This is a genomic window from Nocardioides sp. PD653-B2, assembly GCF_002117935.1.
In the GTDB taxonomy this organism is placed as follows: Bacteria; Actinomycetota; Actinomycetes; order Propionibacteriales; family Nocardioidaceae; genus Nocardioides.
Genome location: NZ_BDJE01000042.1, coordinates 30961 through 44982 on the forward strand (window position 1 = coordinate 30961; position 14022 = coordinate 44982).

Annotated in this window: 14 protein-coding genes; 10 read left to right on the forward strand and 4 right to left on the reverse strand. The window is 73.2% G+C overall.

The window, feature by feature from the left end; translation table 11 throughout:
• Positions 1-27 precede the first annotated feature (27 nt).
• A complete protein-coding gene (locus PD653B2_RS18145) occupies positions 28-501 on the reverse strand; it encodes a YbaK/EbsC family protein (protein ID WP_085873805.1) in 474 nt (157 codons plus the stop codon).
• 65 nt (positions 502-566) lie between these two features.
• On the opposite strand from PD653B2_RS18145, the gene PD653B2_RS18150 reads away from it, so the two are divergent.
• The 4 genes from PD653B2_RS18150 to PD653B2_RS18165 all read left to right on the forward strand — a co-directional run bounded on the left by PD653B2_RS18150 (position 567) and on the right by PD653B2_RS18165 (position 2941).
• A complete protein-coding gene (locus tag PD653B2_RS18150; protein WP_133058936.1) occupies positions 567-1019 on the forward strand; it encodes a hypothetical protein in 453 nt (150 codons plus the stop codon).
• Positions 1020-1185: 166 nt separating this feature from the next.
• Complete coding sequence (locus PD653B2_RS18155) at positions 1186-1617, forward strand: SAV_6107 family HEPN domain-containing protein (protein ID WP_085873807.1); 432 nt, start codon at positions 1186-1188, stop codon at positions 1615-1617.
• Between the two features lie 17 nt (positions 1618-1634).
• Positions 1635-2375, forward strand: coding sequence for a methyltransferase (locus PD653B2_RS18160; protein ID WP_085873808.1), 741 nt, complete (start codon positions 1635-1637; stop codon positions 2373-2375).
• Between the two features lie 125 nt (positions 2376-2500).
• Positions 2501-2941, forward strand: coding sequence for a DUF3040 domain-containing protein (locus tag PD653B2_RS18165; RefSeq protein WP_085873809.1), 441 nt, complete (start codon positions 2501-2503; stop codon positions 2939-2941).
• Between the two features lie 208 nt (positions 2942-3149).
• Here the strand turns inward: PD653B2_RS18165 and PD653B2_RS18170 are convergent, their stop codons facing one another.
• Genes PD653B2_RS18170 through PD653B2_RS18180 form a run of 3 tightly spaced genes read right to left on the reverse strand, consistent with a single transcriptional unit; the run spans position 3150 to position 7802 of the window.
• Positions 3150-5537, reverse strand: coding sequence for a transglutaminaseTgpA domain-containing protein (locus tag PD653B2_RS18170; RefSeq protein ID WP_085873810.1), 2388 nt, complete (start codon positions 5535-5537; stop codon positions 3150-3152).
• A complete protein-coding gene (locus PD653B2_RS18175; protein WP_085873811.1) occupies positions 5537-6805 on the reverse strand; it encodes a DUF58 domain-containing protein in 1269 nt (422 codons plus the stop codon). Before PD653B2_RS18175 ends, PD653B2_RS18170 begins: the two co-directional genes overlap by 1 nt.
• 25 nt (positions 6806-6830) lie before the next feature.
• Positions 6831-7802, reverse strand: coding sequence for an AAA family ATPase (locus PD653B2_RS18180; protein ID WP_085873812.1), 972 nt, complete (start codon positions 7800-7802; stop codon positions 6831-6833).
• Between the two features lie 396 nt (positions 7803-8198).
• On the opposite strand from PD653B2_RS18180, the gene mraZ reads away from it, so the two are divergent.
• From mraZ to PD653B2_RS18205, 6 genes are all read left to right on the forward strand, one after another.
• A complete protein-coding gene (gene mraZ / locus PD653B2_RS18185; RefSeq protein ID WP_085873813.1) occupies positions 8199-8636 on the forward strand; it encodes a division/cell wall cluster transcriptional repressor MraZ in 438 nt (145 codons plus the stop codon).
• A 196-nt stretch (positions 8637-8832) separates the two neighbouring features.
• Positions 8833-9003, forward strand: a complete 171-nt coding sequence (locus PD653B2_RS25130; RefSeq protein ID WP_165763532.1) for a hypothetical protein — start codon at positions 8833-8835, stop codon at positions 9001-9003.
• Between the two features lie 4 nt (positions 9004-9007).
• Positions 9008-9964 (forward strand): 16S rRNA (cytosine(1402)-N(4))-methyltransferase RsmH, encoded by a 957-nt coding sequence (gene rsmH, locus PD653B2_RS18190; protein WP_085873814.1) that lies wholly within the window; start codon positions 9008-9010, stop codon positions 9962-9964.
• Positions 9965-10034: 70 nt separating this feature from the next.
• A complete protein-coding gene (locus tag PD653B2_RS18195) occupies positions 10035-10697 on the forward strand; it encodes a hypothetical protein (protein WP_085873815.1) in 663 nt (220 codons plus the stop codon).
• A gap of 14 nt (positions 10698-10711) precedes the next feature.
• The gene (locus PD653B2_RS18200; RefSeq protein WP_085873816.1) at positions 10712-12478 is read left to right on the forward strand and encodes a peptidoglycan D,D-transpeptidase FtsI family protein; all 1767 of its coding nucleotides are present in this window, start codon (positions 10712-10714) and stop codon (positions 12476-12478) included.
• A gap of 79 nt (positions 12479-12557) precedes the next feature.
• Positions 12558-14021, forward strand: coding sequence for a UDP-N-acetylmuramoyl-L-alanyl-D-glutamate--2,6-diaminopimelate ligase (locus tag PD653B2_RS18205; protein ID WP_414689169.1), 1464 nt, complete (start codon positions 12558-12560; stop codon positions 14019-14021).
• The last annotated feature ends 1 nt before the right edge of the window (position 14022 follow it).

Consider the following 14022-nt stretch of genomic DNA (forward strand, 5'->3'; position numbering starts at 1 on the left):
GGGCACGGGCCGACGGGTCGGCGAGGATCACTCGACCTCGATCTCGGGCGCCCCCGTCATCGACGCGAGCTCGTCGAACGTCGTCGAGAAGACCGCCGCGGGATGGCCGGCCGCCGCCCACACCACGTCGTAGCGACGCAACCAGGAGTCGAGGTACGTCGGCACCGGCGCCGGGTGGGCGATGGGGGAGACGCCGCCGATGACCTGGCCGGTGTGCTCCCGGACGAACTCGGGGCTCGCGCGCTTGAGCTCGGTCACCCCGACGAGCCCGGCGACCTTGTGGGTGTCGACCCGGTGGGCGCCGGAGGTGAGGATGAGGACGGGTGACCCGTCGGCGTCGAAGAGCAGGCTGTTGGCGATCGCTCCGACCTCGCAGCCCAGTGCCTCGGCGGCGAGTGCCGCGGTGTGCACGGAGTCGGGCAGGATGACCACCTGGCCGGTGCCACCCCGGCGGCTGTGGTCATCTCGAAATCGGGTGATCGAGGGGTGCTCGGTCGTCATAGTGCGAGACCCTAGGGGAGTCGACCCGGGGAGATGCGTCCGACGGGCGCGCGAGAGGAGAGCGGATGAGTCAGCAGCGGCCGGGTTCGGTGATGGCGGCGATCTGGCTGCTGGTCGCCCTGGTTGTGCTGAGCGGACTGACCGCGGTGCTCAGCGTCGTGTTCAAGGACGACCTGATCGACGCGTGGGCGACCAGCGAGTCCGCCAGCAGCTCGGTCGAGCCGCCGTCGTTCGTGCCGGTCGCCTTCACGCTCTTCATCGTGCTCGCCCTCCTCGCCGGTGTCCTCGTCATGTTCTTCCGCGACGGGGTCAACTGGGCCCGGCTGGCGCTCACCGCTCTGGGCGTGATGATGGGCATCGCGACGCTGGCCGGCCTGCGGGTGCACCCGCCGACGCTGTTCTGGGCGCTGGCGGTCGCCGCGCTCGTCGTCGACGCGGGCGTCGTCGGCTTCCTCTGGCACAAGGACACCCGGGCCTTCTGCGCGCCGCACGCGATCGAGGCCGACACCCGGCCCTGACGGGCTTGACGCGGTGTCCGCGGCGGGGTGTAGCGTGAGCACTGTTCGAACACGCGTTCGAACGACGCTCGGCGGGGACGACCTCGACCCCCGTCCCCGCCGGGCCACGGGCTCGCCCGTGGGCTTGATCAGGGGTCGCCGCCCCGGGGTCGACGGAGAGGCACCGATGAACCCGTACGCCCTGCCCGCCACCACCCACTCCTACCTCGCGCGCTCGGCCGAGTCGCTGAGCGAGGCGATCGCCGCCACCGAGGTGCCGACCCGCTACGCGTGCGCCCACGTCGCCGCGCTCCGGGCCGCCGCCGCGCTGCTGGCCGCCCGGGCACACCCGGCGCCGGCGCGCCGGCGCCCCCAGAAGAACGCCTGGGTGCTGCTGGCCGAGGTCGCACCCGAGCTTGCCGAGTGGGCGCAGTTCTTCGCCGCCGGGGCGGCCAAGCGCGCGGCGGCGGCCGCGGGCTCGACCCGCGCGGTCACCGAGCGGGAGGCCGACGACCTGGTTCGCGACGCCGACCGGTTCCTGGCCGTCATCGAGCGCTCGCTCGGCCTGGTGCCGCACGCCGCGACCACGCGGCGGGTGCCGGTGGCCCGGGCCGGCTGAGGCCCTAGGGTTGGTCCATGCCCGATCGGCCCAGTGAACGGCCCAGTGAACGGCCCAGTGAACGTCGCAGCGCCGCCCGGACGTCCGTGGTGTGGGACGCGCTGCGTCCCGTCCTGGACTCCGGCCCGCTCGACGTGGTCGACATCGGCGGCGGCACCGGCGGGTTCGCGGTCCGGGTCGCCGAGCTCGGCCACCGCGTGTCCGTGGTCGACCCCAGCCCCGATGCCCTGGCCGCGCTGGACCGCCGGGCCCGCGAGCTCGGCGTCAGCGTCGCCGGGCAGCAGGGCGACCTGTCGACCCTCCTCGACGTCACCGGTCCGGGCGGCGCCGACGTGGTCCTGTGTCACGGGGTGCTCGAGGTGGTCGACGACCCGGTCGCGGCGCTCGCCACCCTGCGTGGCGTGCTCCGCCCGGGTGGGACCCTGAGCCTCCTGGTCGCCCAGCGGCACGCGGCGGTCGTCGCCCGCGCGATGGCCGGACACTTCGCCCAGGCGCTCGCCATGCTGGACGACCGGGCGGCCGGCGCGGGCCGCAGCGGCCACCGGTTCACCCACCCCGAAGCGGTCCGGCTGCTCACCGACGCCGGCTTCGACGTCACCGCGGTCCACGGCGTCCGGGTCTTCGCGGACCTGGTCCCCGGTTCCCTGCTCGACCTGGAGCCCGGGGCGACGGCCGCCCTGGTGGAGCTCGAGCGGGCGGTGTCCGAACGGGCGGAGTACCTCCCGCTCGCCACCCAGCTGCACCTGCTCGCCCGCTGACCGTCGCCGGGCCGCGACGGTTCGATCACGAATTTCCCGGTCCCGCCTACCGTGACGACCACGCGCTGCCTAGACTTGGGACACGCCGGACTGGTCTCGACGGCGACGACATGTGGGGAGGAACGGTGCCACTCTCGGAAGAGGAGCTCCGACTGCTCGAGCAGATGGAGCGCGCCCTCGTCGAAGAGGACCCCAAGCTCGCCTCGACTCTGCGGGGGACGGCGTTCCGCCGCTCCGCCCGGCGCCGGGCCATCGTCGCCGGGGCGTGCTTCGTGCTCGGTGTCGTGGTGCTGATGACCGGTGCGGTTGCCCGGATCACCCCGATCGGCATCGCCGGCTTCGTGGTCATGCTGGTCTCGGCCACCATCGCGCTCACCGCGCTGCGGGGTCAGCAGGCCCAGGCCACTCCCGACCCGCGCGCCGCCGCGCACCCGAGCCACGGCTTCACCGTCATCGACGGCGGCCGCACCGGCCGGCTGCGTCGTCAGCGTCGCGGCGGTGGCCACTCCTTCATGTCCCGCGTCGAGGAGCGGTGGCGCCGCCGTCGCGAAGACGGTGGTTACTGAGGTTGCGCTGACCCGTCGCTTGTGCGCGTCGAGGTTGCGCTGACCCGGCGCTTGCGCACGTCGAGGTTGCGCTGACCCGGCGCTTGCGCACAGCTGGATGTACGTGACCCGTCGTCCGACGACGACGGGTCACTGCTATTTCAGCGTGCTTTCCCGACGGGTCAGCGCCCCTCCTGCGTGCAGAAGCGACGGGTCGATGTGAACTCCGTCAGTTGACGCGGTCGACGACGCCGCCGAACCTCGCCTCGACCGTGGGCGCGGCGGCCCGGACCGGACGGGTCACGGTGAGCACCGAGCGCGGCCACCACTCGGCCCGGCGCCGAGCCGACCGCGGGGCACCGCCGGCGAGCGCGGCGACGCAGGCCTCGCCGTCGGAGCGCAGGGTCGAGCGGTTCGCGGTGGCGCCGGCCCGCGAGTAGCGGAGCAGCTCGAGGTCGAGGACGAGCCGGTCGAGCGCGGCCACACCCTCGGGTGCGACGTCGGCTCCGTGCGCGGGCCGCTCCGTCGTCCACTCGTCGACCGGGGCGCCCAGGTGGTCGACCAGGACATCGCGGGTCGCGCGCGGGGACCGGTCGGCCGGCCACGGCACGCCGAGGTCGACGGCGGTGTCGCGCAGCTCGGCCCAGATCTCCTCGGGGCCTCCGGCGAGCCGGTGCTCACGGCGCCGCCGACGGACCAGCCGCGGCAGCATCAGGCCGGCGAGCACCAGGACCACGCCCGCCAGCGCGCCGCCGGCCGGCGCCCAGGGGAAGCCGGAGCCGGCATCGCCGTCCTGGCCCCCGGTCGAGGCGGGCTCGAGCTGCTTGGTCGGCCGGTCGGCCGGTCCTGACGAGGAGGCGCCGGGGCTCGTGGACGCGGACTCGGTCGGGTCGGCGTCGGTGCCGGTCGGGTCGAGGATCGTGTAGGCGGGCACGTCCTGGGCGCGGCCCGCCGGGGTGGGCTCGAAGCGCACCCAGCCGGCACCGTCGAAGTAGAGCTCGGGCCAGGCGTGCATGTCGCGTGCGCTGTAGATCCAGGTGTTCGGACCGGCCCGGGTCGGGGTCAGGAAGCCGATGGCCACCCGGGCCGGGATGCCGAGCACCCGGGCCATCACGGCCATCGAGGCGGCGAACTGCTCGCAGTAGCCCGTGCGGCCACCGGCGTCGTCGCTGAGGAAGCTGACGAGGGCGTCGTTGCCGCTGCCCTCCGCGGTGTCGAGGGAGTAGGTGAAGCCGCCGTCCTCACGGAACCAGTTCTGCAGCGCCACCGCCTTGTCGAAGCGGGTCGCCTGGTCGCGGGTGACCTCGACGGCGAGGTCGCGGACCAGCTGCGGCAGGTCGCTCGGGACGTCGGTGAAGATCTCGCTGACCTTGCCGCTGGAGGTGCCGGCATCCTCGAGCTGGGTCGCCGTCAGGTCGAGGTCGAGTGCGCCCATCGTGTAGTGCAGGCCCGCGGTCGACAGGTCCTCGTCGCCGGCCAGGAAGTCCATGGTCTGGTCGTCGTAGCGCCAGTCGCCCTGCGCGTCGATCCGGCCCAGCGGCGTCTGGGTCGGCAGCCAGGTCGAGTCGAAGGCCGGGAACACGGTCACGTCGTACGGGATCTCACGGCGGGTGACCCGGGCCCCGACGCCCGCAGGCGCCGGGAGCTGCCCGTCGGCCGTCTGCTCGACCGGCACGTCGCGGTTGCCCGGCGTCCACTCGGCGTCGGTGTAGCGGGTGAGGGTCAGGATCCGGAGGTACGCCGGGCGGGGGTCGGTGGTCGTCACCTGGACGAGGGGCGTGTCGTCGCCCTGCTTGAGGTCGCGGACCAGGTCGGCCGTGGGGTTGTCGACCCGGATGTCGCTGCCGTTGCCGTTGCCCGGCCCGAAGTCGAAGACGTGGAGCCCGAGCGAGGGGATCAGGGCGGGGAGGAAGACGGCCAGGGCGGTGGCCACCCCGCCGACGGTGCCGGCCGTGGCGCGCACGGTGTGCGCGCCCGCCCCGTAGGCGATCGGGTCGCCGGTCTCGCGGTCCTCCCCGAGCGGCCGGCCCCAGCGGGTGACCTGGTCGCTCTCCTGCAGGTAGAGCATCGTGAGGAAGCCGGCGGTGGTCAGCACGAAGATCCACCAGGAGATCCCGTCGCCGACCATGCTCACCGGGATCGTGTAGATCGTCAGCAGCGGCAGACCCGCGAGCGGCACCCGGTGCAGGGTGCAGGCGAAGAGGTCGACGAGCAGCAGGCAGCCGAGCCCCGACAGGATCAGCACCGAGTCGAGCGGCGGAGCGCTGGCGGGCACCGGGGCGGCGAACCCGTTGGCGGTGTGGACCGCCTCGCTGAGCGCGGTGTGCAGCTCCGTCCACGCGCCGCCGACCGGGATCGGCGACCCGGTGATGAGCAGCGAGGCGACGATCCCCGAGACGACCACCTGGACGAGCACGACCAGCGGCGCCGGGAAGCGCCACCAGCGGGTCACCAGGCCGGTGCTGCCGACCACGACCGCGAGCAGCATGAGGGGGTTGAGGTAGCCGCCGGGCACCGCGGAGAAGCCGCGCCAGGAGGACATCGCGATCCAGGCCGTGCCGGCAGCGGTCGCGGTCAGCAGCGTGTTCGCGGCCAGGCTGCCCCGGGAGCGGCTCATCAGACGACCTCCCGGGAGGCGACGATGCCGCGGGAGCTGTGGGCGCTCATCCGCCCGAGCTCCTGCCAGACGGCGTCGAGGCGGTCCCGCGGTCCGAGGGACGCCGCGCGCCAGCCCTGCTGCCCCAGCCGCGCGGTGGCGGTCGACTCCGTGGTCGCGCCGACCCACGCGTCGACGTCGACGGCGATCGCGAGGGCCGATCCCGCCTGGTGCTGCATCCGGCGCAGCATCGGCAGGTCGGTGGGCTCGACCCCGCCGAAGACGGCGACGGTCAGGCCACCGTGCGACCCTTCCGTCAGCCAGCCGGTGTCGATGCGGGGCTGCTGCACGGGCTGGATGACGGCCAGCGCCTCGAGCAGCGGACCGGTGTTGAGGTCGGCCGCCCTCAGGTGCCAGGCGCTGCTCGGGTCCTCGCCGGTGGCGGTGACCAGGCGGACGGCGAAGCCGCGATGCGTCAGGTGTACGGCGACCGACGCGGCCGCCGAGACGGCGGCCTCGAGCGACGACGCGATGCCCTGGCCGCGGTGCGACTGCAGCCGGTTGTCGAGGAAGAGCGTCGCCCGGGACTGCCAGGGCTGCTCCTCGCGGCGCACCATCAGCTCGCCGAAGCGGGCCGAGCTGCGCCAGTGCACGCGGCGCAGGTCGTCGCCTCGGCGGTACTCCCGCACGGTGACGTCCTCGGCGCTGCCGATGGCGAAGGCGCGCGGCCGGTTGTCGCCCGAGCCGGTCCAGGCGCCGCCGAGCGGGATCTGGGGGAGCTGCACGGTCCGGGGCGTCACGATCAGCGGGACCGTGGTCCGGAAGGTCCGGCCCAGCTCGACCAGGCCGAAGGGGTCGCTCACCCGCACCGACATCGGACCGATCTCGAAGCGGCCGCGCACGTCGGAGCGCACCTGGTAGCTCACCGATTGGCGCCAGCCCTGCCCGATGCCCTCGAGCACGAAGCGCGGGCGGGTGCCGAGGACGTACGGCACGTGGTCCTCCAGGAGGAGCACGCCGTTCGGGCCGCGGCCCTCGTTGGAGAGCGCCAGCGTCACCCGGGCGGGCTGGCCGGCCGCGACCAGCTGCGGGGTGACGGTGCGGACCAGGGCCAGCCGGTAGCGGTTGCGGCCGACGACCCAGGCCATCAGCAGCGGCAGCGCGACCACGAGGATGCCGACCCGGGTCAGCGCCGACTGGTCCAGCACGACCGCACAGGCGATCGCCGTGACCCCCGCCGCCAGGAACGCCCGTCCCCGGACGGTGAGTCCGGCCAGCGCCTCCCTCATGTCAGCTCCCCCTCGGCAGGTGTCGTCAGTGGACGGCGTCCGGCACGGGCACTGTGCCGAGGACCGCGTCGAGGACCGCCGTGGTCGAGCGTCCGCTCATCGCGGCCTCGACGCTGGGCAGCAGCCGGTGCGCGAGCACCGGCCGGGCGAGTCGGAGCACGTCGTCGGGCAGCACGTAGTCGCGGCCGCTGATCGCCGCCATCGCCTTGGCCGCGCGGACCAGGTGGAGGGTCGCGCGCGGCGACGCGCCGAGGGTCAGCTCGTCGGAGCGCCGGGTCGCGGAGGTGATCGCCACGGCATAGCGCTGCACCGCGGGGGAGACGTAGACCTGGCCGACGATGCCGATCAGCTTGCGCACCTCGGCGGCGTCGGTGACCGGCTCGAGGTCGTCGAGCGGGTTGGCGCCGGTGTGGGTGTCGAGCATCGCGATCTCGGCCGCCTCGACGGGGTAGCCCACGGAGACCCGCGCCATGAAGCGGTCGCGCTGCGCCTCGGGCAGGGCGTAGGTCCCCTCCATCTCGATCGGGTTCTGCGTCGCGATCACCATGAACGGCGTGTCGAGCTGGTAGGTGTTGTTGTCGACGGTCACCTGCCGCTCCTCCATGCACTCCAGCAGTGCGGACTGCGTCTTGGGGGAGGCCCGGTTGATCTCGTCGCCGACCACGATGTTGGCGAAGACGCCGCCGGGGCGGAACTCGAACTCGCGGGTGTTCTGGTTGAAGACCGACACGCCCGTGACGTCGGACGGCAGCAGGTCGGGGGTGAACTGGATCCGCCGCACCGTCGAGTCGATGCTTCGCGCGAGCGACTTCGCCAGCATGGTCTTGCCGACCCCGGGCACGTCCTCGATCAGCAGGTGGCCCTCTGCGAGGAGCACCACCAGCGACGACGACACCACGTCGGGCTTGCCCTCGATGACGCGCTCGATGTTCGTCCGCACCCGGCCCACGACCCGCGCCAGGGTCTGGAGGTCGGCCCCACCCGATTCAGTTGCCACGTCCGTCCCTTCCCTGCCTCGGTGACCCGCGTCACGAGTTAGCCCCACCGTATCCGTCACGGAAACCTACGTTGTCCGGTTCACCGTGCTCTGACTCGCGGGGTCACGGTTTGGTTGCGTTCCCGGCCCCCGTCGCGGGGGCGGATTCCCCACCATCCACCCCACCACGCCCCACCTGGCCTCCCCACCCGTGCGCCCGAGGCCGCTGACCTGCACAAACGCGACCTCGCGGCCGAGCCCGCCGCCGCCACCGGTGCGGCGTCGTACGCCGAAAACAGGCGCGCAACACGCGAACGATGGTTGACGGTGGAGTGAAGTGGAGTAAAGTGGTGCGCAGTGGAGGAAGAGGGTCCGGGCAGCCGGGTCCGACCCAGGGGTCAGGGGAGTGAGGCGCTCATGTTCTTCATGGGCACGTACACCCCGAAGCTCGACGAGAAGGGGCGGCTCTTCCTCCCGGCCAAGTTCAGGGACCGACTCGCGGAGGGGCTCGTGGTGACCCAAGGTCAGGAGAACTGCCTGGTCGTGTGGCCCACGGACGTCTTCATGGAGGAGGCCCGGCGAGCCCAGGCCACCCCGATGACCGTGCGCGGGGCCCGTGACTACGCCCGCGTGCTGTTCGCGGGTGCCGACGAGGGCTCGCTCGACAAGCAGGGCCGGATCGGGATCCCCGCCACGCTGCGCGAGTACGCCGCGCTGGAGCGCGACGTGGTCGTGATCGGCGTGATGGACCGGATCGAGATCTGGGACCCCGCCCGCTGGCGGGAGTACTCGGCCGGCGCGCAGGCCAAGTTCGCCGAGCTGGACGAGCAGCCCGCACCGAGCACCACCAACTAGCAGCGCCGCACGACAACAGAAGAACGATCCGCAGGACGAGGTCTCGAGCCCGCTCCCGCCGCCATCTGGGGCACCTTCCCCGGTTCCAGGATGGCACCTTCCCCGGGGGTGACCCCAGGGAGCGGGCAGGGACCTGGTCAGGCGGATCGGCACATTTCGGGAACACCGGCAGCACCGAACGCTTACGAGGGTCGACATGAGCATCGCACCAGCGGCACTGACGCCGCCCCTGAGCGAGGGGGAGGCCGCGCGCCGCGTCCGCCACCAGGCCCGGGACGCCGCGACGCTGATGGTCTTCTCCGCCGCGACCTCCGTCGGCGTCGCCGTCGTCTTCCTCGCGCTCGCGGTCCTGGCTCGGCAGGCCTGATCCGATGAGCCCCTCCCACGTCCCGGTCCTGCTCGACCGGGTCGTCGCCTTGTTGGCGCCCGCACTCGAGCGCGAGGGTGCCGTGCTGGTCGACGCCACGCTCGGCCTCGGCGGCCACACCGAGGCGGTCCTCGCGCGCTTCGAGCTCGCCCGGGTCGTCGGCATCGACCGCGACACCGACGCCCTGGCCCTCGCGGGTGCTCGCCTCGCGCCGTACGGCGACCGCTTCACCGGCGTGCACGCGGTGTACGACGAGCTGCCCGACGTCCTCGCCTCGCTGGGTCTCGACTCGGTCGACGCGGTGCTCTTCGACCTCGGTGTCTCCTCGATGCAGCTCGACGTCCCCGAGCGCGGCTTCGCCTATGCCGTCGACGCCCCGCTGGACATGCGCATGGACGGCACCGAGGGCCGCACCGCCGCCGACGTGCTCAACACCTACGACGTGGGGGAGCTGACCCGGGTCCTGCGGGAGTACGGCGAGGAGAAGTTCGCCCCCAAGATCGCCCGGGCCGTGGTTCGCGAGCGCGAGCGCGAGCCCTTCACCAGCTCCGCCCGCCTCGTCGAGCTGCTGTACGCCGAGATCCCGGCGCCGGCCCGCCGCACCGGGGGACACCCCGCGAAGCGCACGTTCCAGGCGCTGCGCATGGAGGTCAACGACGAGCTCGCGGTCCTGCGCCGGGCGATCCCCGCCGCCATCGACGCGATCTCGGTCGGCGGCCGCGTGGTCGTCGAGTCCTACCACTCGCTGGAGGACCGGCTGGTGAAGCAGGCGTTCGTCGCCGCCACCCGCAGCCACGTCCCGGTCGACATGCCGTTCATCCCGGAGGGCCACGAGCCGGCCCTCCGCCTGGTCACCCGGGGCGCCGAGAAGGCGAGCCCCGACGAGATCTCCGAGAACCCGCGCGCAGCCTCGGTCCGGCTGCGCGCGATCGAACGCATCCACGAGGGAGCAGCAGCATGAGCGAGCGCAGCGAGCGAATCATTCAGCGCCACGGTGCCTCATGCGCGCACGGAGCGAAGCGAGTACGCGCATGAGTAATCCGGTTCCTCAGTTCCGTTCGCGGATCCCGCGGCTCGCCGAGGTCGCGGTCGAGCGGGCCCGCCTCACCGTCGTCCCGCGCCGGCGCACGCGTGCCGCCCGGGTGCCCTTCGTCGCGCTGGTGACGATCGTGCTGCTCGGTGGCGTCGTCGGCCTCCTCCTCTTCAACACCTCGATGCAGCAGGCGTCGTTCGCGGCGACCGCGCTCGAGGGGCAGGCCGACACCCTGGCGGCCCGCCAGCAGGCGCTCCAGATGGACCTCGACCGGCTCCGCAACCCGCAGCGGATCGCGGACAAGGCGCAGCGGCTCGGCATGATCCAGGCCGGCAACCCCGCGTTCGTCCAGCTCGGCACCGGCGAGGTCTCCGGTCAGCCGTCGGCCGGCGACCCGGCGGTGCCCTTCCGGATCTGGCCGTCGATCACCAAGCCCGCCGCGCTGAACCCGCGGCCGCACGTCGTCACGGTGCCGCCCGAGGGCACGCTGCCCGACGCCCAGAACGGCAACCGGTCCGGCAACCAGACCGGCAACCAGACCGGCAACCAGACCAGCAATTCGGGCGACACGGGCGACGGGAAGCCGGCGCACGGCACCGCGAGCGGTAAGAATCGCCAGAACCAGCAGTCACACCAGCCCCAGAACCAGAACCAGCGCTGAGACCGGAGAAGCCGTTGCGACCGACCCGATCGACGCCCCGCGGTTCCCGGCGCGGCTCTCCCCAGCTGCGGCTGCGCGTGGGGTTCGTCGTCATCGCGATGGCCCTCTCGGTCTTCGGGGCGCGCCTGGTCCAGCTCCAGGGCCTGGACCCCAACTCGTACGCCGAGATGGCGGCCGCCGAGGGCCTGGTCGAGGTCGACCTGCCCGCGGCGCGCGGCGACATCCTGGACCGCAACGGCGAGCCGCTGGCCGACTCCGTCGCCGGCCTGATGGTCGTCGCGGACCCGCAGATGACCGCCGACCGGGCACCCGAGCTCGCGAAGTTCCTCTACAAGCGCCTCCACGTCGACTACGCGAGCACGCTCGCCAAGCTGCGCGAGCAGGGCAGCCGGTTCGAGTACATCGCGCGTCGCGTGCCGTCGACCCGGGCGACCCAGGTCGTCGACGCCGCAGCCGAGGCCGGCTTCAAGGGTCTCGACACCCGGCGCGACCCACTGCGCGACTACCCGGCCGGCGACGTCGCGGCCAACCTGGTCGGCTTCATGGGCACCGACGAGCCGCTGGCCGGTCTCGAGCGCACCTTCGACGAGCAGCTGGCCGGCACCGACGGCTCGGCGAAGTACGAGGTCGGCGGCGGCAACCGGATCCCGCTCGGCGACAACACCGTGACCGAGCCGGTCGACGGCCAGGACCTCCACACCACCATTGACCTCGACCTCCAGTGGTACACCCAGCGGGTGCTCCGCCAGACCGTGGAGTCCTCGCGGGCCGAGTCCGGCTTCGCGGTCGTCATGGACACCCGGACCGGCGAGCTGCTCGCGATCGCCGACGACCCGACGTTCGACTCCAACGCGCCCACGGAGTCGCCCAAGGCCGACCTCGGCTCGCGGGCGATGCAGGACGTCTACGAGCCCGGCTCGGTCGAGAAGGTGCTGACGCTCAGCTCCCTCATCGATCTCGGCGAGGTGACGCCGCGCACCCGGATCCAGGTGCCGAGCCAGCTCGACGACGGCGGCACCCACCCGATCCACGACTGGTTCTCGCACGGGACCATCAGGCTGACGCTGGCCGGCGTGATCGCCAAGTCCTCCAACATCGGCACGGTGCTCGCGTCGAAGCGCTTCGAGGACGGGCAGCTGCGCTCCTACCTCGAGAGCTTCGGCCTGGGCCGGCGCACCGACATCGGCGTGCGCGGCGAGACCCCCGGCATCCTCCCCGACGACAGCCTCTGGACCCCGCAGACCCAGGACCGCATCGCGTTCGGCCAGTCGCTGTCCGTGAACGCCGTCCAGATGGCCGCAGCGGTCAACACCATCGCGAACGACGGCGTGCGGATCTCCCCGAGCCTGATCGAGGGCTCGGCCACCACCGAGGACGGGGCCGTGGTCGGCACCGACCACGCCACCAAGCACCGCGTGATCAGCATCTCCGCCGCGCGCCAGACGGCGCACATGATGGAGCGCGTCGTCGACCCCGACGTCGGCGTCGCGCCGGCTGCCGCGGTGCCGGGCTACCGGGTGGCCGGCAAGACCGGTACGGCGCAGCGCGTCGGCGCCGAGTGCGGCTGCTACGACGGCACCTTCACGGTGTCGTTCGCCGGCTTCGCTCCGGCCGACGACCCACGCTTCACGATCTACGTCGTGGTCCAGAACCCCGGCAACGGCGGTGGCGGTGGCTCGGTCGCCGGCCCGGCGTTCGCGAAGATCATGAGCTACGCCCTGCGGCGCTACGCCGTCCCGCCGACCGGCACGCCCCCGTCCCGCCTGCCGGTCGAGTGGTAGATAGCCTCGACCGGTGAGTGACGACCCCATCGCGGCTGCCCGACCGCGACACCCGGTGCGGACGCCGCTCCCGACCCTCGTGGACTGGCTGACGACCGTCGATCCCGGCAGCTCGCTGCGCGGCGACGCCGGCGGCGTGGAGCTGAGCGGGGTGTCCCTCAGCTCGCAGCGGATCCTGCCCGGTGACCTGTACGCCGCCCTGCCCGGCACCCGCGCGCACGGCATCGACTTCGCGCCCGCGGCGGTCGAGGCCGGCGCCGTCGCGATCCTGACCGACCCGGCCGGGGCGGCCCTCGCCGAGGCCGCGCGCACCGCCGTGCCCCTGCTCGTCGTGGACCACCCGCGCGGCGTCCTCGGCCGGCTCGCGGCGCGGGTGTACGGCGAGCCGGCGGCGTCGATGCGGATGATCGGCGTGACCGGCACCCAGGGCAAGACGACCAGCACCCGGCTGCTCGTGAGCGGCCTCGAGCAGGCCGGCGTCCGGGCCGCGGTGATCGGCACCGTGGGGACCCGCATCGCCGGCGACGACCTGAAGACGACGCTGACGACGCCCGAGGCGCCCGACCTGCACGGCCTCTTCGCGATGATGCTCGAGCGGGACGTGGAGGTCTGCGCGATGGAGGTCTCCAGCCACGCGCTGGTGATGGGTCGGGTCGACGGCGTCGTCTTCGACGTCGCGGTCTTCCTCAACCTCGGCCGCGACCACCTCGACTTCCACCGCGACCTGGACGACTACTTCGACGCGAAGGCCTCGCTGTTCACGCCCGAGCGCGCCCGGCTCGGCCTGGTCAACGTCGACGACGAGCACGGCCGGCTCCTGCTGGAGCGGGCGACCGTCCCGCTGCGCACCTTCTCGACCGAGGGCGCCGACGCCGACTGGCGGGTCTCCGACATCGAGCTGAGTGCCGAGGGCTCGGCGTTCGTCGTCACCACGCCGACCGGCGACCGGATCTCCGCTGGCTGCCCGCTGCCCGGCGACTTCAACGTGTCCAACACCCTCGCCGCGATCGCGGCCGCGGGGGAGGCCGGGCTCGACCCGGCCGTGGTGGCGGCCGGCATCGCCGACGGCGGGGGAGTCCCCGGCCGGCTGGAGCGGGTCGTCGCCGGCCAGGACTTCGTGGCCGTCGTCGACTACGCCCACAAGCCCGACGCGGTCGAGGCCGCGATCCGGACCCTCCGCCCGCTGACGGAGGGCCGCGTCATCGTGGTGCTGGGTGCGGGCGGCGACCGCGATCCCGGCAAGCGCCCGATCATGGCCGAGATCGCCGCGCGGCTGGCCGACGTCCTCATCGTCACCGACGACAACCCGCGCACGGAGGACCCCGCCGCCATCCGTGCGGCCATGCTCGCCGGCATCACCGGACCCGGCGCGGAGGTCGTCGAGATCGGCGACCGTCGGGCCGCGATCCGCGAGGCCGTCGGACGCGCCCGGCCGGGCGACATCGTGCTGGTCGCCGGCAAGGGGCACGAGACCGGCCAGGAGATCGCCGGCGTCGTGCACCCCTTCGACGACCGTCAGGTTGTCCGGGAGGCGATGGCATGAT